Raw genomic sequence first — 24,504 nt, 5'->3', positions numbered from 1 at the left:
GGGGTTGCAATTTAGAAAAGAAAATAATAACTAAAATTCCCCCCTGTCCGGAACAATCATCAAACGCACCGGTCCCAATAGCCCAGAAGGTCTCAATGTATCTTCTCTCGTGTACTTGGATATATTTGTCTGGGTATATCTTTCTGCCTCAGGGAGAAACTGATCTCCAATTAACCGATTAGGCCATAAATTAGTTACTTTGATTTCTATCTCGTTTCTTCCTTGTTTTACATACCCTGAAACCTCCTTTTGAAATGGTTTCAACCAGCAAGTTCCCAGATTATGTCCATTAAGAACAATTTCAGCCACATTATACAATTCTCCCAAATCAAGAAAGACTTTTGCTCCGTCAACCTCATCTTCTATCATAAATGTATTCTGATAAGAAGCTGTTCCCGAATAATATTTTATACCTGAATTTTCTGATTCGGGCCAAGATATCAAATTCTTAAATTCGACAGATTCGGGTCCTCCCATCTCCGTAGAAAAAGAGACATTCCAAGATGTATTTATCGTTAAATATCGTGTAGAAGCAATTGTAATATTCTTACTTCCACCGTTACTATAAGTCAATTGATAATTTCCACCTTGTTTAAAAAAACAACTTCTACTGCCATCCGGTCCTGTCACAGAAACTATAGATGGTTTCACATTCTCCTTTTCTTCAAAAACAATGAAATAAGATCCATACGGATCAAATGAACAGGGTATATGAATCCTTTCCCCATTATCGACATATACTCTTTGCTCTATTACCGTACCATCCACTGGATTCCAAATATAAGGAACTTTTCCAGAAGTCCTGAAAGATAAAGTTGCACAACCCATTTCTTCTTTCAAATTGGCCAAATAATAAATGTCGCTCTCCATCTTTCGACGATGGATAAAGTCCAATGAGAAATTCGAATCTTTATTTTCTATTTTTAAATCCGGCTCTATCTTTTTTTCAGATAAAATCTGATCAATATTTTTCCCATAGATTATTTTTCCATTTCCAACAGTTCTATCTATTACAGGTTTATCAACTTCTCCCCACAATAAATTTGTGATACTTTTTATCTGGTAATCTATTTCTGTGCTTTTATATAAACCAATAGAACAAACCGGTCTGGGACCAACGACTGTAGCACCGGCATACACCATTTCCCGTATTTTCTCCAATACCTCTATAGAAATCCTACTCTCTTCTGGTAAAACCAATAATTCATATGAAATTCCGTTCGGCAAGCATATTTTCCCGTCTTGAACCGACATTTGATTTAATATGACATCAGAATTAACATAATCATATTGATAACCAGGATTCATAAGAACAGAATCTTGTTTATATTGAATTCGTTTTTCGATACCGGTACCATAATAAATACAAACATCCACAACAGGAGTCCCTTGCTGCAATATATATTGATTACGAGCCAGATAAGTATTCCAATCCAAAGAATAATTCCACCAGGTCGTATTTCTGTTTATATAGGTCCCGGCGTAATAGACAAAACCGGGTTTCGCAGTTAAAGACGGAGAATGAGGATATGTATGAAAATACAATTTATTGATTCCTTCACAAAAAGCACGGTCCGCAGTCGGTTTTAAAAAATAAGGATCTTCCTCCCATTGAGGTCCGACCGATGTAAAAGACTCCGCAGAAATAATATTTTTGCCATAAATATGGCCGGCAGAGACAGCTTCTTTCGTCAAAAAACGCTGCTTTAAAGATGTACGATGTGTTTTGGAACGAGCCCAAAACTCCCCCATAGGAACATCCGAATATTTCTGACATAATAATGCATCCGACTGTTTCTGATGGGGACCCGATGCCTCACACATCGTCAATAATCCGTTTTTGTGAGCTACTTCTTGTTGGTAATGATAATGTTCTGCGATCAGGTCGGAAACCGTTTGTTTGTAATCATTCATAAACCGTTGAGAAACATCCTGACTTTCTATAATCTCATTTGCAAAAACCGGTAGATACGGAATCGGATCATACCCTCTCCTTTTCACAAATTCCTTCGTAAATTTCAGATTCCATCCCGCAATACCGGCTTCCCAACTATCCGAAACAATATACTTTACAGCAGATCTTTCTTCAACCGGCATACTACTTAATAAACGTCCTATATACTTCTGATAGTACTCATCAAAAATATCAGTTCTTAAATGATCAAGATATTTGAACTCGTTCATTGCCCGAAATGTCGGAGTAAAACCAAAACGGAATATTTTCCAATTACCTGCGGGGACATTCCAGTTAACGAATCCCTTATCTGTCATATAATCAGAGATATCGATTACTTCTGACTTCGATATCTTTTCGTTATCAGGAACAGCCAACAAAGAAATATCCTGATAATAAACAGGCATTCCCTCAGCATTCATCTTTACATCAGCAGAATAAGGCATTTCCATTTTTACAGATTTTCCCCCTTGTATCTTTACCATAGAATAGACCAGTTTCTGTTGGGAATCTTCCGGTTTTACCCAAGGGGCCGCACAGCCTGATGTCGCGATACATACTCCAAACTCCAATCCTAAACGTTTGCATTCAAGGATAGAATGCCGCACAAGTTCATTCCATTCCGGAGATGCCAGTTCCAAATACTCCGGCATTCTTTTCTTCCCTCCACCGGTTCCGAAATCCAATAATTGCACACTATGGATTTTCTTCGCCTTCATTTCTTCCAAATCAAGCGTTATTGCTTCTTTCGTAGTCGGACAACGTAACCACCACCACCAAACTCCCGGATAATAAATTGAGTCCGGAGAAAAAAAAGACTCTTTATTAAGTGAACTTGTCTGGGACTGCAAAGGATAGAATCCCCATAAGCCCAATATGGAAACTATTATAAAAACAACGTGTTCTTTCATTTCTTTATTCTATAATTATAAAAATAGAGGATGTACCATTTACTTCCGATAATATATATTTGGTACATCCTCTTATTGAATCTTTTATACAATAATTATTTCCAACCTGGATTCTGTTCCAAAACCGCATCCAAATTACTATCGATAACAGATTGAGGTATCGGCAACAAAAAGTCAGATCCGATAGTACCGCTCCATGCCTTATAAGTGACAATCCAAAGTGCATTATTTACAATACGGTCATTCGGCACATTTCCACCTATGCGCAAAAGCGTATTCCAACGACGCTCTTCTCCATACAACTCACGTGCTCGTTCATCCAAAATATAATCCAAATCCACATCCGCTGCAGATATTAAAGGTGCATGAGCACGTTCGCGCACTTCATTGATATCATCCGCTGCGCCTTGTCTATCTCCTTTCTGCAATTTAGCTTCCGCCCGTAACAAATAAGTTTCAGCCAAACGAGCAAAATAAAAATCAACATAAGTATGCGAACGGTTATTCTTCCCGGATTCCAAGCCATCATAACCCCAATCATCAATTGGAATAACCTTGGTATGGATCGGATAAAAAGCTGGGATCGTGACTTCTGCAACATATTGGGCGATATTGTCTTCATTAATAATTGTTCCATATAAAGAGTGTTTCGGGTCCATCACCTTAAAATTTCTTCTGATATTTGTCTCAGAATTACGAATATCATTGCCACAATTCTCCCAAATCGTATGTTTGACAAAATAGGTTGGCTCAATGCGCCCTTGCGAACGTCCTCCGACATAAGCAGAAATATTTCCATTCAAATTAAATGCATCATTTCCAATTCCTCCTCCGGTCCACGGTCCGGCTCCGGCACCCTCTTCAGCTAATTCCGTGCGCCAATATACATTTCGGAAGACCGGACCAAATGCCTGAGGAAACTGCAAACAAGCATTTTGTTTATTATATTCTTCGTGGTAACGAATATCATTCTGATCCACCCATAAGGATTCTGAATTTCCTTCTTCATAATCTAAATTACCTCTCTGGAAAAGATCAAAAAAAACATCTCCTTCCGGATAATAGGCCGGAACACCATTATGCGTATCCGTAGACATCGGATTTGCCCGTGTACCAAAACGTTCTTTCATTAAAGAATGATGCTTCATTACCTCTGTCGCAGCAGCAATCGATTTGTCCAGATAAGAGACATCCCCAGCCTGATCATATGCTAAAGCCAAATAACATTCGGATAAATAGTGATAAGCAGCACCTTTCCCAACACGTCCTGCCTCCGGATGCTCCGGTAAAGCAGAGGCAGCTGCCTCCAATTCATCAATAGCATATAGATAAGTATCTTTACGTGAAGATCTCTGAAAATTAAAATTAGGGACTTCAAAAAAAGTATCCGTAACAGGGACTCCTCCAAACAGTTCTGCCAGATTCATATAGGAATATCCCCTAAAAAAACGAGCTTGTGCAACAGCAAACTCCTTATCTGCAGGATCTGACCAACTAACCTGCTCTGCACCGTACACAGCCAGATTGGCCCGAGCTATCAAAGAATAGAATTCGTTATAAATCGTTTCCGTTTTTCCATATGTCGTACTCCAATTACTAAATACAGATACAGCAGAACCTTCTCCATTTGTCGATTTTCCAAAATCACAAATATCAGTGCCTTGTCCTACCATAAACCAACGGCCATTATTATTAGGTATAAGTATTTGTTTGTGCCGGTGATATAAATCTGTCACACAATCATTAACCTGAGATGAAACATTAAATGCATTCATATATGTATAAGAAGATTCTGTTTTTTCTCTCAAAAAGTCATTATCATTGCAACTAACCAAAAGGCCTGCTGTTGCCAATACCCAAAAGGTAATTTTATTCAAATTATTTATTTTCATAAAACACATTTTATTTATTTGTTAGAATGAAAGATTAACACCTATAGAAAAAGATCTCTGCAACGGATATGTATCTGTTGCGGAAAGAGGCTCAAAGCGTTGACGTATTTCCGGATCACCTCCTACCCAATTAGTAATAGTAAATAAATTACGAGCTGCCAGATAGATGCGTAAATTATTAATGCCCATATTACGAATCAGTGTTTGCTTGAATGTATAAGAAAGATTTAAATCCTGTAAACGAATAAAAGTATATCCCATTACAGGCGTATAATTACTCCCGTTAAATTTGGGACGAGGATAAGTATTATTCCGGTTTTCAGGAGTCCACCATGTATGATCCAGATTATTTATAAAGCTATTATTGGTAAGATAGGCTTGAGGATTTGATTCAAGACCATATCCATTTCCACCGAAAACCCCGGTAAACAATGCATATAATTCAAAATTTTTATACGTAAACGTATGCGACATGTTCATTCTAAAATTTTCTTTACGATATCCTAAAATAGTTCTGTCGTCAGCAGTTATACGCCCATCTTCACTTTCATCGACATTTGCGTATTTAGGATCGCCCGGAACCGCATTATTGGCTTCAATATATTCTTTATCATCTTCTTGGATAATTCCAATCACTTTATATCCATAAATAGCACCTAAAGACTTGCCTATAAAAAGACTGTTGCTTAAGTCATCTTTTCCATCTCCATATAGATCGACCAATTTATTCCGATTCAAATAAAAATTAAGCATAGAAGACCATTGAAAATCTTTGTTACTCACATTCAAGGTATTTAGAGTAAATTCTATACCCCAGTTATTTACCTGCCCCATCGTTGCTTTCATCTTAGTGAAACCATTATTCATAACAGGAATCATACGTTCGAATATCTGGTCTGTAGTCTTTGATTTATAGCCATTCATTTCCAATTGAATCCGATCATTCAGAAAATGAGCATCCAGTCCTACATTGACCGCAGTAGTCGTTTCCCAGCCTAATTCCGAATTACCAATTGCTGCAACATACTGTCCCCAGCTTGGTCTGCCAGCATTACCAAAGAGGTAAGGATGATCTCCAGTCTGCCCTAAATTGATAGTGGAAAGTGTTCCATATGCACCCAATGACTGATTTCCATTCTTACCCCAGGAAGCATTTAATTTCAAGTAATTCAAGAATTCAACTGATTCCATGAAACGCTCCCGTGAAAGAGTCCAGGCCGCACCTACTGCAGGAAAGATCCCCCATTTATTATCAGCACCAAACACAGAACTTCCATCACGTCTCACAGAAACCGACAGATGATAGCGATCATCAAAATTATAGTTCAGACGTCCTAAATATCCTATATTCGTCTTTTTAGTTTTCTCAACATCAACAGTCTGGACCTCTGCAAATGCCAGACCATCATACCCTAATATGGAATTACCTACTGCATCATAGTTCGAGCCATTTAATTTTCGCAAATCACTGATATACTGATCCCTTGTATAAACTGCTGTCAAATCAATAAAATGTTTGTCAAACTGAGCTGTATAATTCAATATATTATCAATTACATAATATGTATTTGCCCTTAATTGGTTATAGCCTGTTGCATTCGAGAGGTAGCTCGCAATCGTTTCTTCAGAATAACGAGCCTCATCGGCAGGAGCACCTTCCGTCACAAAATATCCTTCATGATTAAAACGATCATGACGATAATTTTCCATTGAATAAACTCCATTAAAACGATAGCTTAACCCCTTCATCCAAGGGCATTTTAACAACACATGCCCTTTTAGATAAGTCGTAGCATAGCGTTCCAAATCATCAACTGTTCCACCTTTGGAAGTATCCCACAAGGGATTAACAGCAAATGTACCTTCTTCCATCACATACTTCTCAAGTTGTCCATTTAAACGTGTCGCCTGTCCATAAGGAGATAAGTAAGGTTGTAGTTTTGCAGAAACACCATCATAATTATTATATGTATAATTAACTTGAGCACCAACTTGCAACCAATCTGTAATATCATTTTGTAAACGAATCATAATTGCTTCTCTTGAATAATCATCTCCTATTAGAATTCCCTTTTGATCCGTATGGGACAAAGACAAATAATAATTCAGCTTTTCCGTAGCTCCGGAAACAGAAAGTGCATATTTCTGCAACAAACCAGTTTGTGTCACATAGTCAATCCAGTCTGTTGTTTTTCCAGTTAAATAATTTTCGTAAGCACTCGGTTTCATCCAACTTTGAGGATTGCCATTTGCCGCATCTAATGCTATATTAGTTTTATTCACAAAATCTTCAGGACTCAAATAGCGAGGCATTTGTGCCATATTTGAAAAAGAGACAGATCCATCAAAATTGATCATCGGCTTCCCTATTTTTCCTTTCTTGGTTGTAACCATAATAACCCCATTGGCGGCCTGTGAACCATAAGCAGCCAAAGACGTAGCATCCTTCAGCACAGATACGCTTTCAATCGTAGAAGGATCCAAATCTCGCCATCCCCCCATATATATCACTCCATCTAAAACAATCAAGGGATTGGCACTCGAACTCTTAATTGACTTTTGTCCATGTACTTCAATAGTAGGAGTACTACCGGCAGCCATTTCCCTGGATGTATTAACACCCGTTACTGTTCCGCGCAAAGCATCCATCACATTTGTCCGAGAAGAAATAGCAACAGGAGAATTGTCCATGTTGACAGTTGACACTGAACCTGTAAAATTTTTCCTTTGCATAGTTCCATAACCAACAACCACAACCTCTTCCAACAATTCGGAATCTTCTTCCAAAATAATCGATAATTCAGTTTTATCTCCAACAGGTATTTCCTTTGACATAAAACCGATATAAGAAATAATCAAAACAGTACCCGGATCAACATTTAATGTAAAATGTCCATCCAAATCAGAAACGATACCATTCGTTGTACCTTTCTGTACAATATTTGCCCCGATAATAGGATTTCCCTCTTTGTCAAATATCACACCCGATATCTTTCGAGTATTTTTTTGCTGTAGTTTATGATATAAAGCAACATGACGTTCTTTAATAACAAATTCTATCGGTTGTCCTGCAAAGATATTATCCAACACATCTTTAATAGAAGTACCTTGTGTCGATATACTGACTTTTCTATCCAAGTCCACTTCGTCCACATTATATACAAACGTGTATTTTGATTGCTGCTCAATTTTTTTTATCACTTGTGCTATCGGTTCATTTTTCACCTTAAGCGTTAGTTTTGTAGATTGAGCATAGGATGAGGCAACAGCCCCCCACACGCTTACAAAAAAGAATAACAGGGTAAATTTCATAATAATTATAGCCTTTCTTAAATTCGTTTGAAAGAAAAATATATTTTCTGGATGCTTTTTTTCTTCCAAGAGCATCCCCTTACAATGATTATTCATACATTTGTAATATCTAATTGATTATTTACTGGGTAGTTGGTAGCTACCTTTTATTAAAAATGATCTCTAATTTAGATCTGGATTGGGAATGTTGGTAGCATTCCCAATCCTTTTTATTGCAGCTTTCTATGTCGAGTCCATATATCTATTATTTTTTAAGGTTAAACAACAAGTTATTTTTTAGTTATGTAAATCTCTCCCTTATCTTTTTTATATTTATAATGAGCTGAAATCTGAAGTACAGACAAAATTTCATCTAATGTCTCTTGATGAGTAAATCTGGCTGTCAGCCGTTCTTTGAGCAATTTTTCATCCTGTATGTGTATTTTCACATTAAATGCACGTTCCAAAGATGAGGTTATTTCTTGTAATGTATTTTTTTCAAAAACAAAATGACCATTTGTCCAAGAAGCATAAGATGACGCACACACATTCAAGACATCAATATGTCCATTCTTCTTATTGTATAAAGCTTGCTGATTGGGCGACAAAACAATATCAGCTACAGACGTATGATTCTGAGAACCGAATAAGGCAATTGAGCCATCTAATAAAGTCGTTTCTACAATCCCCTCTTCCTCGGAAGAAAAAACATTAAAACTTGTTCCCAATACCTTAATTTTTAAGCCTTCAGCATCAATAACAAATGGTTTTTTCTCATCATGTCTCACTTGAAACAAAGCTTCTCCCGCAAATTCAACAGAGCGGATATTTCCTGAAAATTGTTGGGGATAACGTATCATTGCATTACTATTTAACCAGACTGTAGAGCTATCCGGTAAAACGACTTTCACTTTTGTACCGGAAACTGCAGAAACCTCTAAATAAGACAATGGTTCATTTTTAGTATAAACAGAGATCAGAATCGTAGAAACAATCAATAATGCTAATGAAGCAGCTACAGTAAAATACTTCCAAACAGGAGAAATTCCTACAGGAATACTATTTTCATACCGCAACTTATGCCATATTTTAGCATAAACCGCATCTGCGTCTGTCGATACCGGACGGAAACTTATTCTTCCTTGCCAATCAAAAGAAGATTCATAATCTTTGTTATCAATGTCATTCTTATCCATGTTAGAAAGTCTTTATATATAGAAAGATGACAGTGCTTCTCAAAAACCCTCATAAGAACATGCAATTTTTTTATATCTCTTGAAAACTTCTTTTTTTATCCTATATTTGCAAAGTTGAATTATATAGAAAAGTGAGATCTACTTCCGATACATATAGTGAAATCGCCCGTCTTTTATGCAAAATTTCTAAAAATGACGAAGTTGCCTTTCGGACACTTTTTGATATTTACTATCAAAAGTTGTTCCACTTAGCATTATATTTTTTAAAGTCTAAAGAACTTGCAGAAGAAGCTGTATCCGATGTCTTTCTTTTCATATGGAAGAAACGAGAAACATTAAACGAAATAGACAATATCGAAAGATATTTATACACATCTGTCAAAAACCAAGCTCTACATTATATAAGGCGAGGATACATTACGAATCAAGACTCTATAGATTTATATACAATAGAATTACTTCCTGATGGGAATAATCCGGAAATAACCCTCTTAGATCAGGAATATCAAAAATTAATACAAGAGGCTATTCTTTCCTTACCTGAAAAATGTCGTGAAGTATTTCGTCTTGTTCTTTCTGACAGGTTAAAACATAAAGAAATTGCACAACTACTCAACATATCAGAAAAAACAGTTGAAGCCCACATAAGTAACGCTTATAAACGAATTGCACAATACGTCAATAAAAAATACAGTAGCAATCGAATGACTAATAGTATGATATTCTTATTTTTTTAAAAGGCCGCTTCTAAAATAAAGAACATCGCAGAACCGGAAGTTTCCGACCTGCAATCGGTTTTATCCACCAACTGGTTCCACATGCCACTTTCACTCTGGTAATCTTTCAGGCTCTTCATCATAAGACGATAATCTTCCAAAATGCAGGCACGATTGGGATTAATCTAAAGACGGGTTTGCCAGAACAGGCCTCCATCCGTCCAAACTTTTCTTCCGGTGTTGCTCCTTCGGGCAATGTCCATTGAGTATCGGCATACGGCAGTATAGACCTCTGCATAATGAATCCATTTGCCTCCATGTTGCATATATTTGGAAGGAAGGAAACGCTACTCTAACTGTATCTCATAATTTACAATAACCCCAATTTGGAACTTTTTCTATTTCGATCCAAAACACCGATCATTTTGGCTTGACATTTTTACACGGCTAATCCAGTTTTGGTGGCAATCGAAAATACGGAGTCGGCAGATAATGGATATATGCAGTTTTTATGACAAATAAACGAGAGGAAAACCGACATTCCGGAAAACCTGAACTATCGGAGAATGGCTTGTAGCAAAAAAGTCAGGGGACGAATCCGAATATCCAAAACGTTTTTCGGGTCTTTATTGCAACGACGACCGTCTTCGTTACGATAAAGACCGTCTTCATCGTGACGAAGTCCATCTTCATATGAAACAAAGACGGTCATCATGGAAACGAAGACGGTCGTCGTCACAATAAACTGCGCACCTCATACCGAAAAACTACTTTTTCTGGCTCAAAAGCGGGATTTCAGTGCTATCTGTAAAGGATGTATAATATTGTAAAATAAGCAATATTATACAAGAACCCCGAATAAATGAAGAGTCAAATCAAGAAAAAACAAAACTACAGGAACCCCTGTCTTTTCAAAAAACCATCCGTCAACTTCCGAACCTTATAGTAGTCTTCCGTAAGCGGCTTTCTGTATAGGAAGATCGGATGACCGGCACCTTCAAAGAGATGGAGTTCGCAATCCACTCCCTTCTGCAAAAGTTTATCCTGATAAGTCTCGATTGTTTCGACCGATACGATCGGATCTTTCGTGCCAAGCAATATCAGAGTGGAGGGAGTTGTTTCCGACACATGATGGATCGGTGAAATTTTTTCAAAATCCCTCTTGATTTCCGGAAAACCATCACCGCGCGAAACCATGTCTACAACCGGATAATATAACACGGAGAGGTTCGGCCTGTAACCAGCCGGAACAGCCTCGTCACTCCCGACCGTCCCGAGTGCGGCAGCTAAATGACCTCCGGCAGAACCACCGGCTACGGCAATCTTATCCGGATCAAGCCGGTAGTCAGAAGCATGGCTACGCAACCAGCATATCGCATCTTTGGCATCCTCGAAACTCTCGAACGGAGTAGAATGATGCAGATATCCGATACGATAATCAACCGATACGGCCACCATTCCTTTCGAAGCATAATAAGCACATTCACGATAAAACTGAATCGGAGTACCTAATTTCCAACCTCCTCCGAAAAAGTACACAATAGCCGGTCTTTTTTCCCCAGTCTGCATATTCCGGGGCTTGAAGATATGAAGTGCCAAGGAATCCCCATTCTCTAATGTTTTATACCGGACGATTTCAGGAGAGAACACAGCTTCCGATGAAGCCAGTACTTTCTTCAGGGCTTCGAACCAGACAGTCGCCATCTTCTCCGCACCAGCTTTATTAGGATGTACTTTATCATGTACCGTATAGTCTTGCCAGTTAAAGTCCTGGGCCTGATTGACCAAAAAAACTTGTCCGGAGTTTAATCCGGCAACCATTTCCGCTATCTTCTCGTTCAATTCCGGTATATACGAGTATTTAGGCAGTTTGCCGCTTGGTATTACCTGGGCAATCAAAATACGGACATTCGGGTTGATCGCCTGTATTTTGTTGATAATAGATTTGTAAGAAGCAATCATTCCGGGAACAGGTTTCTCTTCCACAAAATGGTTGTGACCGGCATGGAGCAATACGATATCAGCCGGATAAAGCCGGTAGAGGCTGTCGATCTTCGACTCTAAAAACTCTACATTCTTGCCGCTGAAACCACAATGACTAAGCGTCCCGATCCGGCATTTGCTCTCACGGGGACCGATAAAGTCAAACTGATACCCGGCTGTAAACAATTTCTCCCAAAGCGGATACAAATAGCAAGTGAAAAAATCCGCTCCCTCCGTAATGGAATCACCTAATCCCATCAGGGTAAAGCGTTCCTGTTTTTTCTCCTGTCCGGTAGCAGCAACGGTACCGCACAGTAAAGAAAAAAATAACAGATATAAATAAAGAGACCTATGTTTCATGATTTTCAGGTTTGCAAGATTATATATGAAGCAAGGAGGTGTGTCAAAACTCCTTTATCACGATCTTTAAGGCACGGATTTCACGGAGCCTAAATTATGTCTATTGTAAGCAGGATTTTCTTTTGACACACCTTCTTGGCATTGAAATATTATTGAACAACCGGTTTGTCTTTCAACATGCCGCCTTCATTATAACGCTGGTTATTCGGCAGTCCTTTCTTGTTCACACCTTCCTTCATCAATGTCTTCAAATCTTCCAGATGAGAACGGTAAACACCACGAGGCGTCACACCATATTTCTTGCACAAAGAGGCGGCCATACCTACTACCTCTCCCATCATTCCGGTCGTACGCATCACACGCACTGTCCCCAAGGCTACGTGGGTCACACTGATATTACGACCGGCCATAAAAAGATTATCCACATTACGAGAATACAGACAACGATACGGGACTGCATACGGATGGATCAGGATATGCTTCGTCACAGCTTTGAACTCATTGCCCGGAAAATGTTCACTGTTTTTCGGATCCTGCCAATGCAAATCGATACTCCAGGTCGTGGCGAAGGAGGCATCTTCATGGAACACGTTTTTCGTGACATCGTCTTCCTTTAAGATATAATCACCCAGCAGACGACGAGATTCACGTTTGCCGGCGACATAAGCTACCCAACCCAACTTACGATTCTTATACTGGTCGTTTTCCTTCATACGGTTTTTCAAATAGCTCCAGTTTGAATAGACAACCAACATGCCATAATCACGGATGCGTTCGAAGTCCTTGATCTGGTCGAAGTTCATACCTGTTTCCCAAGTCCACTCTCCCATCATCACCTTTTCACAATTCTTTTCGTTGAACTCCACTCCATAGCTGAACTCTGGAAAAGGACTCGATTTCTTATTATCAACCGAGTACCACTGGACGGAAGAGCCCATCGTCATCTTATCCGCTTTCTCTGGGGCTATGCTTTCACCATATTCATCCCGGCCTTCACGCCCCATACGATAATCTGCACCGGACAAATAACCGATTGTACCGTCTCCCGTGCAATCTGAGAAAAGAGGTGCTTTAAATTCAAGTTCTTCGCCGCTTTCGATGTGTTTGACTACAACGGATGTGATCTTATCGCCTTCCTTTGTCACCCCTATTGCACGATAGTTCAGGAAAAGAGACACATTCTTTTCTCCTGCCAGCCAATCCAGCTTCTTCCGGTCTTCATAATATTCCGCAGGTTGTGCATTCCCTCCCTTTTCCGGACCAAATTCTTTCTGCAAACCGCCAAGTTCCTTATAAGTCCCTTCTTCGATACGGCCTCCCAAATGAACACGTATCTCCGAACTGTTATTACCCCCCACCACAGGACGGTCGTTGATCAAAGCCACTTTGCATCCCAAACGGGCAGCAGACACGGCCGCACTCATTCCGGCTATACCGGCTCCGACTACAACCAGGTCATACTCTCCGGCAAGCGGGGCTTCATCCGGCAATCCCAGGGCTTTACGGCGAAAAACTTCCAACTCCTTCAGCCCCGATGGAGGCATCTTCCCTTCTTCCGTTGTAAAATAGATCGCATCACAACGGCCGTCAAAACCGGTCAAGTCATGTAGTTTTATCACGGTTTTCAGATTCTTGACCGACACCTTTCCGGCTATCTGCCACATCCAGGAAGAACCTTCCGCTCCCAACGGGGAGGTCATCTTCTTTCCTCCGACTGACAGACTGAATTTTCCGGGTCCCTCGCCTTTTTTCCACGGGGATGTCCAATTATAGGTACGAACATATACATAATATTCTCCTTTTTCAGGAAAAGTCACCTCGGTATAGGCATCATCGACAGGTACACCCATCCCGTGCGCCAAAAGGTAAGGAGACCCCATCAAATCCATAAACTGCTGGTCGACCTTCCAACCTCCCTTGTTACTAAAACTTTCGACTTCGACAAAAAGGTCTGCCGCTCGGACTGTTCCCAAACTCAACAAAAATAATAATGATAAAATTACACGAGTCTTCATGATATTAATATTTAGAAAGACAAATATACATGTTATTTATAATTCAACCAAGCTGTTGCTTTCGTATCCGTGTTCGATACAAAACGAATCCATCTTGCTTGAAATGCTTCAGGGAGTTGCTGGACGAACCTTTCTCCCGGTTGTACTGTATAAGTGGCATATTCCATCCAATCACCATTGCCGGTAGGATCCACTTCAACCGTAATGACGACTTTCTTATCAGACTGGTGCGACAACGAAAGCTCTTTCTTGTCGTAGAATCCAATCAGATACGGATCAGAAGCAACACCTGCTTTTACATCTGTATTCTTCCACGGGCCACCTTGGCCTACCGGTTTTCCCAATGTCCACAAGTCATCAATAACCCCTACCCAAACAGCTGCTTTTCCATCGTCCGAAACTATAATATGCGGATTTTCTTTACCCTCTTCAGGTGTCACACCTGTCAAAACAAGCATACCTCGGTAAGAAGCATAATCATTGATGCGGTAATTATGAGTTGATATAGGACGAATTTTTGCATATCCATCCGCATTCTCCGCAGGAAGTTCATAAAAAGTACCCATACAAGAAAACATATCACGCTCCGTTGCCACTTCCCGACAAACACGCAGTACACCTTGGTTGGTCAAATCCTTATACATTTCATTTCCCAAAGGAAGACGCCAACGCCGATTCAAATCATCTACAATCAATACTGAACCCTCTTCTATCGAAACAACCTGTTGCGGTATGGCAAACTTCGTACGAATAAAATCAGCCGTCTTCTCATCTTCTTTCTGGATCAGGCTCAATTCATCTCCCATTTCATAATAACCGATTTCCGAAGTCTTTCCGTTTTCCGTAACATTCGCCAACAGCCCCAAAGCACGGCGGTTGTCCCCCAGTCCATAGAGCAGGCCACCGGTAACCGTATTCTGGTCGACAGGCGCCAGACCCTGATAAATCGGGTCAGAAGAGGCCACACGATTATCGGCAGTCGTATAGTTGAAACTAACGGTTGCCAACGTATTCTTATCCGTTTTTACACGAATCCATTCTCCTTTTTCGGCTGAAGTAAAAGGAACGGAGACCGACTTTCCTGCATTTACCGTTATACTCTTCAAAGTCTTCCATTCATTTTTGCCGGCTTCGTCTATTTCAAAAGTAAAGATCACCGGTTGTTTTCCTTCATTCTTCACCCAACCGAAACGATGTGTCCAACCGCTAAACAAGAAAGGTTCAGAGGCTTCACCCGCCTTCACGCTTTCCTTTGCCCAAACAGCACCTTCGGCGGTAGCCGGTCCCAATTCGTCCGGTCTTGTCAAAGAGGTAAACCACAGATTCGAGTTCGATTGGCCAGGTCCCTCTATACTTCCTTTTGCTTTTCGTTTGTTCAAAAATTCTTTCTGAGCCGAATCATCACAACCGAAAACCAATTGATCGTTCCAACGGGTAAAATCACCAATCACTTTCAAATAAGCGGAACGCGGACGGATACCGGCTGAATTATCAGCTGTAAACATTCCCGGAAAATGCCAGAACATTCCATGCATCGTCATCAGATAATCAGGTTGAGACTCTGTCCCGACATTCCGAATGCGCGGCCATTCCGTATTCCATCCATGCGCACCGTCATAGCTATGGCTGGCTTTGGGCAAACGATAAAAAGCCCATCCTTTTTGAGCATCCCGTACACCTAAAATAACCGATTTATAATCCCAACCGGTTGCCCAAATCGGATCTGATTCCGGATTTGCATTTCCATAAATGCCACCCGGCCCCGTCACTTCGACAAATTGATTACGACGAACCACTTTCCACTCTTTTCCATTCCACTCAGCCAAAACACCAGCCTCCACATCAAACTTCTTCAATGCTTCTTGTGTCCCTTCTCCATTGTTGGTAAAATACATACAGCCTTGCCCGGAATATAACCCTTTACCATGTACTCCCGGTAACAACGCATTTATTGGCCCGGCATCCGTATCATTTTTTTTCTGTTGTTTCTTATTGCCATCCTGATACAATTCTTTTACTTCCAATGTATTCACATCCACTTCATAAAATCCTTCTTCCATTGTCCCGTAATAAATCTTATTTGACGGATCTGTCAAATGACGGGCATTACCTGTATGACGGCCGGACATGACAGTATATGGAATAACACGAACTTTACCTGTTTTATCAATCGCATAAGGACCTATAAAAAGTTGATTGCTTTCTTTATGAATCATTCTGTTTGCGGGTGTACCTCCAATGCTTTCATCACGTATAATCTGTTGATAATCTGATGTTACTTCATACAATTTATCAGAAGAGCCATTCGGCAGATGAGGCCCATAAGTAATCACCCACAAACGATCCGCCCAAGGCACGACCGCCCCCGTACCGCATTCGCCTTCATTATTATAATAAGCCAAACGAGGATAAATACCGGATATGGAATCCGGCACTTTTTTGACATCTTTCTGCGCCGTACAACCCAACAAAGAAAAGGCGGCCAATAATCCAACTACATTCAATTTCATATTATCTACTATTTTAGGTAAAATGTCATAAAAAGGGCTCCTCATATTCTATATGACGATATAAACAGAGAAGCCCCAAGATATTAATTATTTAAACACCGATCCCTACTAACCGGAATTTATTTTAACTCCACAACCATTACCATTTCGGATTTTGCGACAGATTTTCATTGATAAGTCTGTCTGCAGCAGGTACCGGCCACAAGTAGTCACGACTTTCATCAAACACACGTTCGGTTGCCACGGTAATATATCCCTTTTTCGCCATTTCGCTCAAATCGGCAATACCGTCTTCATCGATCTGCGGAACACCACCTATCGGATAGTTACCGTCTTTCCAATTCTGAATCAACTGCTTATATTCAGCAGAAACGGAACTTTCATTACCGTCCCAAGAGGTATTGCCGGACCATGCACGATTCAAGAAATAAATCGGACGATTCAATACTTTACCGGCAATCTTCCAACGGATCAAATCGCTATAACGATGACCTTCCCAAGCCATTTCAATGAAACGTTCGGTACGGATAATCGTACGCAACTGCGACTGCGTTCCTTCCATTACTCTCGGATATTCAAGCCCTGTTCCATTATAAGCTCTTTCACGCAATTTATTAATCGTAGCATCCAAAACCTCTTGGTTGCACTGGTTCATCTCATTCATCGCTTCGGCATACATCAACAAGACATCGCCATAACGCAGCATCGGATAAGTAGTCGGTGCACCTGCTTTACCATTTTCCAAAAATGAATCATCGACATATTTCTTAAATAATAAACCAGTATAGGAAGCATGTTCCGCTCTTGCTTTAGAATCATTATTTCCCACCTGTGCACCGTCAGAAATTCTCTGAACGGTTGTTTTAATAGGAGAAGGAGAATATTCATACCCTAACCATTTATAATCATTCGGATCATACGTTCCATCCAACACACTCTTGTTATATGCTGTTGCAAACGGAACAATCGTCATGGCCATACGGGGATCCCGATTTTCAAAAAAATCTTTCGGGTTATAAAGCGGAGATTCATCGATCGGTTTACCGTCAATACAAGGATAAGCACAAACCAATTCATAAGATGGAGCTTTTTGTCCACCCCATCCGCCTGAAAGGCGAGATATACTATTCAACACATCACCCGCAGCCCAATAATATTTTTTCAACGTCACATCTCCACGGAAGAAGAAAATCCATTCGTCAGACCAGGAAGCCGTAAACAAGTCCTGATAGTTGCCATGCAATTTATACACATTCAAATCCATACAACTCTTGGCAGCAGTGGCAGCAGTAGCATAATCTTCATTATAAATAGCAATCCTTGCTTTAAATGCATAAGCAGCCCCTTTCGTGGCACGCTGGATACCGGAATAGCTGTTCGGTAAACGTTCGGCAGCTTTGTCCAAACATTCGTAGCTGTAAGCCAATACATCGGCTTTCGGAGATCGAGAAGCGGTATAGGCTTCATCCAAGCTCATACCCACCTTATCCAAGATCGCATCTCCCCAATGAAAAGCCAACATACCGTAAGCATATCCCATATAGAAATAAGGTTCACCTTCATATTGTGCGATGTTTGTTTCCGACACACCCATAGCACGTGCACGATCCATATTATTGATCAAACGCAAAGCACGAGCGATACCTTTATAATAATTCTCCCAACGATCGGAAATCTTTTTAGTTTCAGAAGTCAATGTACCATTATTCACCTCTGATGATTCATTTCGAGCCGTCACATCATCTCCCCATTTCATATCGTCAATCGGGAAAAAATCCGTACGATAGAAATCATTCAAAGACATTTCTATTTCTGCTTGAGAAGAATACCAATTCTCGCTTGATCCTTCAGAAAGAGGATTTAAATTAAGATCGACACACGACATAAGCATGAATAGAGATGCGGTACATATAGAAAATTTTATCTGTTTCATATCACTATAAATTTAAAATTTAACATTCGCGCCAAATGTAAAAGATGTGGATATAAAGTCGGAACTTGCACCTATTTCCGGATCCCATCCCTTAGGATAGTGGCTGATAGCAGGAAGATCATTTATTGTAGCATATATCCGAAGTCCTCTGATGAAACACTTATCCATAAGTTTTTGCGGCAATGAATACCCCAATGTAATGTTCTTGACACGGAAATATGCTCCGTTAAACAGCCAATAATCAGATCCAGTATAAGTATTGGTAGTATTGGTATATGTAAGACGAGGATATTTGACATTCCGGTTTTGATCTTCCGTATTATGCTGACTCCAATAATTACCTAATACAAGAGAAGGCACAGCTCCCCATTGTTCTTTCAACGGTTGTATCCAAGCAGAATTGAAGAGAACATTCTGGTGCCCCACGCCTTGGAAAGAAAGAGAGAAATCCCAATCCTTCCAGCCTAAGAAAAGATTACCACCAAACTGAAACTCCGGCAAGGAATTACCTAAACGAACTTTATCATCCGCATTGATAACACCATCCCCATTCACATCGACATATTTGATATTACCAGCCTTATCGTTAGCAGTGAGTGTCGGATACTTGTTTCCTTTCGAATCATACAAGTCTGCATCAGTAACAAAAAGGCCATCAGTCTTATACATAAACCACTCATAATAATAAGAATCTTCTTCATAAATCTTATTACCATCTATCGTCCTTCTGTCTCCTAAATATCCCATTTTCGAACGATAATCAGACAGATTGAAGGATACGCCGTAAGAAACCTCACCAATCTGATCACGCCAACTTGCTTCAAACTCCCAACCGTGCGTATACATATCACCTGCATTTTGTTTCGGAGCGGAAAAACCAGCATAAGAGGGGAAGCCCAACGTCAACAACATATCGGATGTTTTCTTATAATAATAGTCTCCGGTCAAACTCAAACGATTATTCAGCAAAGTAATATCGACACCAATATCATAAGTCGTCGTTGTTTCCCATGTAATATTGTTGAATGCATAATAATATTGCGCCGCATTTTGTACAGCGGTCACCGAGTGAGAACCCTTATCATACATATAACTGTTTCCGAAATTGATAGCTGCTTGATATGGGAATTCCGCATCACTAATACGCTCATTGCCCAATGACCCAATAGAAGCACGTACTTTCAAATAATCGATCTGTTTGTCTTTAGGGAACCAAGGTTCACTCGAAACAGCCCAACCTGCCGATACGGAAGGGAACACACCCCAACGATAATCGGAAGCAAAACGAGAAGAGGCATCTGCACGGACATTCGCTTGTAACATATAACGATTTTTGTATGAATACATGGCACGTCCAAAAACTGATTGATACGCATTGTGTCCTGCTTTACCTGAATTATACTGGTAATCTTCCGGTCCAAGATTCAGATAGGGATAAGAATCCAATTCATAATTATTTCTCGATGCACCCAAATTTTCCCATTTATATTTATAGCCTTCATAACCTGCCATTGCATTCAAGGAATGATCATTCCATTTGTTTTCGTAGTTGGCATAAAACTGATAAGTACGGCTTTGCGTGTTATTACGTGCTTCGTTCAACTGGGTTGTCTTACTAAGTTGTGCAGCAATGACCGATCCATCTTCATAATAAACATTCACTTTCTTATTAAATGCCTTTTTGCTCTCGAAAGTGTAACGAGGGGCGAAAACCGCCGTCAAAGTCAATCCTTTCACAGGAGTCAAACTCAACTGTGCTTTCCCTCCGAATTTATAATAATTGGCATTGGTCGTTCCTCCTTCGTTCAACATAGCCAACGGATTAGCACCCGATTTCACATCAGCATAACTACCATCTTCCCAATACGGATTATAATAAGGAGTTGCTAAATATGCCCAATAAATCGGGTTAAAAGTTTCACTCTTGGAAAAATTAGTAGAGAATGGATTAATACTTTTCGAAGTTGAAAAATCAATATCAATATTGGCCCGAATCCAAGAATTGATTTTATAATCGTTGTTGACACGGCCAGCATACCGTTCATACGATTTATTCGCATAATACCCGTCTGCCGTCTGATAATTGAACGAGAATTTGGACTGCAACTTATCCGTACCACCCGAAACGTTGAAGTTATGCTGCTGATGAGAAGTCGTATTCTTCAACAATAAATCGACCCAATCCGTATTCGGATAATGGTAAGGATCCGTTGCATTGTTAGCCATCCAAGAATTAATGGTTTCTTGCGAATATTGCGAATAAGGATTAGACGCACCATCGTTCCACTTTATCTCATTTTGAACATTCATCCAATCGATCACATTTCCATTAGTCGGCCGTGTAGTCGGTTTGTCAATGGAATATTCATAATTGTAATCCAAATTGAATTTATTCTCCTTAGCCCTTTTGGTCGTGATCAAAATGACACCTGCCGCGGCACGAGAGCCATAAATAGAAGCCGATGCAGCATCTTTCAAAACACTCATGGTCTCAACATCCGAAGCTACGACATCATTCAACGAACCGGGTACACCGTCAATAATGACAAGAGGATCATTATTGGAAAGTGTCGTCACACCACGAACACGTATTGTTGCCGAACTCCCCGGACCGCCGGAAGAACGTGTGACCTCCACACCCGAAATCTGCCCCTGCATAGCCGTAGACAACATTTGAGTGGAACGTTCCGTCAAAGAAGCCCCTTTGACACTGGATATCGGACCTGTCAAATCTCCCTTACGAGCCGAACCATAACCAATTACTACTACTTCATCCAACAATTCCGCATCCTCTTTCATCGTTATAGACACGGATGTCTTATTTTTTACAGATATTTCACTCTGAATATATCCGATATAGGAAACTATTAATGTTGCATCTGATGCAACATTAAGGGAGAACCTCCCTTCTGCATCCGTTATCGTACCGTTGGTTGTTCCCTTCTCCACCACATTGGCACCAATAACCGGCAGGCTGGATTCATCGAGGATTACACCCGTAACGGTTTTCTGATTCTGTTGGACGCCGGTCAATAAAAGGTTGTCCGAAGCCTTGATCAATACCTGTCGATCGATAATCTGATACTTGTAGCCAGTGTTCCTCAACACTTGATCCAGTACATCTTCCAATGTCGCATTTTTAGCATTAACACTCGCTGTTTTGTTGACATTCACACGATTATCGTTAAAAAAGAATGTAAACTCACTGCTTTTTTCAATTTCTCTGAGGATTTCAATAATACTACTGTTCTGCTTGTTGATTGACACCTTATAGCTCTGCGCGTATGTAGAGGCAGAAATACAACATGCAACTCCCAACGAAAATAAGGTTGTGATCTTCATGATACGTTTAGTTTTTCTAAATAACGGGATACAATAATCCCTCTCACTGTTTTTTTTCATAACTTTGTTATCGTTTTAATGAATAATAAATGCAAGTCTTCGGCTTGGACTCCTTACGACAAGCATTTTAAAAAACTCTCTGATTGGAAGGTGCTTGCCGGCATCTTCCAATTTTTTTGAAGGTTAACTCTTTTTATCCCATAGGCATTAGAATTAAGTTGTTTATAATAAGTCATTTTAAAGTCAATATATAATCGCCATTCTTCTCCTCTTTATACTGCAATGGAGAAGATGCTTTTATCATAAAAAGTATCCGTTCCAGCGACTCATCCCTCACCTTGAAAGTGAACCGGTATTTATCTGCCAGATCCTTTTGGCACATCACCTTTCTGCCGTACCACTGTTCGAGACGCGGGATGATCATAGAGAGTTTTTCGTTTTCGAAACTCAGCATCTTTTGTTTGCGCCAGGCGGTATATTTGTCGGCATCCACAATCTGCTTGGTGATCTTGCCGGTTTGCCGGTCCACCAAGATCTTTTCGTCGGGAGAGACGAGGTATTCTTCCAATCTGTTTGTTTCCTTGTCCGCCACACTTACTCTGATCTTGCCATTCAGAAGGATCGCTTCTATCTTATTCTCCATATCGTAGCTGAACAATTCGAACGCAGTCCCCAACGCCTCCACGCTCATATCCTCCGTATGGACGATAAAAGGTTTTTCGCGATTCTTCGCCACATCGAAAAAAGCTTGTCCATCCAATGTTATCTCACGCGTCTTACCGGAGAAACTGGCAGGATAGGTCAAACGGCTGCCCGGTCCCATCTGCACTTTCGTTCCATCCGGCAAAGAGACGGATTCCATATTCCGGATGCCGGAACTTACGACATACATCGGGACATTCGCCTTGCCCTGCAACGCGAAATAAGCGGTTCCGGCCACCCCCAATACCAATAAGATAGAGGCGACCATACTATATATCTTATAAAACACAACTTTCCGCTCTTCGCCATGCGACCAAACCTCCCTGCATATATTCTGCCAGATAGACGGCTCATCCGGACGGTCGCTCCTCACCGCATCCGGTGCATTGTCCCACTGATGCTCCATTTTTCTCGTCACCTGCCGAGAGGCCTGCAAGGCCGTGCGCTCCTCTTCGGTCAGCGTGTCCTGCATCAGCTTTCTTACTATATATTTCTTGTCCTCGTATTCCATTTTCAATCGCTTTACAGATATAAATACACCTAAATCACGCTTTCCCCCTATTCAACCGGTCACTTTTTTTCACTTCAATGGCAAACGACAGACATTCAATGAGCAAATTCCGGCAACTCATCCCCTAACTTTCCGGCAATTCCAGTTCGCTGATAATTAGCACCGAGCTACCCTTTCGGTACTCATAAAGAGAGCTACTGGCTGTCAATACTTTTGTGGCATCACCAATGCCTTATATATATAGGAAAAAAAGTAATGCAATTCACAATAAGAGTTCGGATATAAAGCGTGTATATCATATTTTTTTACTCCTTCTTTCTTAACGGACATGGCAAAATTGTACAGATGCTTTTCCATATCGGGATAAAGATATAAATTATCGGACTTGAACCTATAATAGAAATTAACGATATTCCCGTCATGATCGACCCACATAGACAACCGGATATCTATAAACTTTAATAAATCCTCCGGATAAATCAAATCCGGAAATTCTCTTTTGAAAAAAAGAAATAGGTCTTTGCCCATTTTTCTAAATCCAAACAATTCCCCCAGATCTCTCTGCTCCGGAATAAACTTTCCCCCTTTTTCAAAAAGGTAAACAACCGTGTCACCTTCTGCCGGTATATAGTCTTCACGGTCAAAATAGACAGACTCATAACCTGCCGGACGAACTCTCTGCGCGGAAACTGCCGAAACGATGGCAACGACAAATAATAGAAGTATGGATAATTTCGTTTTCATGATTTCTTCGATTTTAATAAATAATTAATAGCTACTTTCTTTGATATTTAGGTGGACGTGGCTTCCCGAAAAATTCCCGGAGCAACTTAGGTTCTAATCCCGGATTACAAACACCGGGAGCACCAGACCATAAATCACATAATTCGTAATAGGTATTGTAATCACTACTGGTAAGATAACCCTTATCTCTCAGAGATTCAATCCAATCTTTATATTTTCCACAAAAAACAGGATTGGGATCACTCTGAGTAGGAATGTATCTTACCCCATCCGAATTTTCATCAAATCTGTCAGATATTACTTCAAACACAAATATAAGAAAAAATCTCTGGAATAACCTCGAAAAACGGGTGAAATGACACTAAACGACTTAATATCAGAGTTGTTACGGTGTCAAATGATGACAAGCCGAAAAAGCGGAAAACGCAAAGAAAAGCGGATTTA

12 protein-coding genes and 1 pseudogene are annotated in these 24,504 nt (G+C 40.3%); 1 reads left to right on the top strand and 12 read right to left on the bottom strand.

All coding sequences use genetic code 11. The annotated features are described in order from the left end of the window. Positions 1–30 precede the first annotated feature (30 nt). From ACW6QF_RS15765 to ACW6QF_RS15750, 4 genes are all read right to left on the bottom strand, one after another. Complete coding sequence (locus tag ACW6QF_RS15765; protein ID WP_456088514.1) at positions 31–2,865, bottom strand: glycosyl hydrolase; 2,835 nt, start codon at positions 2,863–2,865, stop codon at positions 31–33. Between the two features lie 95 nt (positions 2,866–2,960). After that, a complete protein-coding gene (locus ACW6QF_RS15760) occupies positions 2,961–4,757 on the bottom strand; it encodes a RagB/SusD family nutrient uptake outer membrane protein (protein ID WP_456088513.1) in 1,797 nt (598 codons plus the stop codon). Between the two features lie 21 nt (positions 4,758–4,778). Further along, positions 4,779–8,165 (bottom strand): TonB-dependent receptor, encoded by a 3,387-nt coding sequence (locus ACW6QF_RS15755; protein WP_456088512.1) that lies wholly within the window; start codon positions 8,163–8,165, stop codon positions 4,779–4,781. 173 nt (positions 8,166–8,338) lie between these two features. Next, the gene (locus ACW6QF_RS15750; RefSeq protein WP_456088511.1) at positions 8,339–9,244 is read right to left on the bottom strand and encodes a FecR family protein; all 906 of its coding nucleotides are present in this window, start codon (positions 9,242–9,244) and stop codon (positions 8,339–8,341) included. A 131-nt stretch (positions 9,245–9,375) separates the two neighbouring features. Between ACW6QF_RS15750 and ACW6QF_RS15745 the strand changes: the two genes are divergently transcribed. Next, entirely contained in the window at positions 9,376–9,981 is a 606-nt protein-coding gene (locus ACW6QF_RS15745; protein WP_456088510.1) for an RNA polymerase sigma-70 factor, read from the top strand. Positions 9,982–10,001: 20 nt separating this feature from the next. Here the strand turns inward: ACW6QF_RS15745 and ACW6QF_RS15740 are convergent. The 8 genes and pseudogenes from ACW6QF_RS15740 to ACW6QF_RS15705 all read right to left on the bottom strand — a co-directional run. Continuing rightward, a pseudogene (locus ACW6QF_RS15740) lies at positions 10,002–10,243 on the bottom strand (glycoside hydrolase family 88 protein); the annotation flags it as partial. A gap of 608 nt (positions 10,244–10,851) precedes the next feature. Further along, a complete protein-coding gene (locus ACW6QF_RS15735) occupies positions 10,852–12,303 on the bottom strand; it encodes an alpha/beta hydrolase fold domain-containing protein (protein WP_456088509.1) in 1,452 nt (483 codons plus the stop codon). A gap of 149 nt (positions 12,304–12,452) precedes the next feature. Beyond that, the gene (locus ACW6QF_RS15730) at positions 12,453–14,318 is read right to left on the bottom strand and encodes an FAD-dependent oxidoreductase (protein ID WP_456088508.1); all 1,866 of its coding nucleotides are present in this window, start codon (positions 14,316–14,318) and stop codon (positions 12,453–12,455) included. 32 nt (positions 14,319–14,350) lie between these two features. Continuing rightward, complete coding sequence (locus tag ACW6QF_RS15725) at positions 14,351–16,828, bottom strand: hypothetical protein (protein WP_456088507.1); 2,478 nt, start codon at positions 16,826–16,828, stop codon at positions 14,351–14,353. 139 nt (positions 16,829–16,967) lie between these two features. Further along, a complete protein-coding gene (locus tag ACW6QF_RS15720) occupies positions 16,968–18,761 on the bottom strand; it encodes a RagB/SusD family nutrient uptake outer membrane protein (protein ID WP_456088506.1) in 1,794 nt (597 codons plus the stop codon). Positions 18,762–18,773: 12 nt separating this feature from the next. Continuing rightward, a complete protein-coding gene (locus ACW6QF_RS15715) occupies positions 18,774–22,103 on the bottom strand; it encodes a TonB-dependent receptor (protein WP_456088505.1) in 3,330 nt (1,109 codons plus the stop codon). A 232-nt stretch (positions 22,104–22,335) separates the two neighbouring features. Beyond that, positions 22,336–23,316: a FecR family protein gene (locus ACW6QF_RS15710; protein ID WP_456088504.1), complete on the bottom strand. Its 981-nt coding sequence runs from the start codon at positions 23,314–23,316 to the stop codon at positions 22,336–22,338. Between the two features lie 204 nt (positions 23,317–23,520). Then, the gene (locus ACW6QF_RS15705; protein ID WP_456088503.1) at positions 23,521–24,060 is read right to left on the bottom strand and encodes a hypothetical protein; all 540 of its coding nucleotides are present in this window, start codon (positions 24,058–24,060) and stop codon (positions 23,521–23,523) included. Positions 24,061–24,504: the final 444 nt, after the last annotated feature.

The sequence above is a fragment of the Parabacteroides sp. genome (assembly GCF_977054455.1).
The sequence above is the reverse complement of the archived record's forward strand: the minus strand, read 5'-3'. Positions and strand labels throughout refer to the sequence as shown.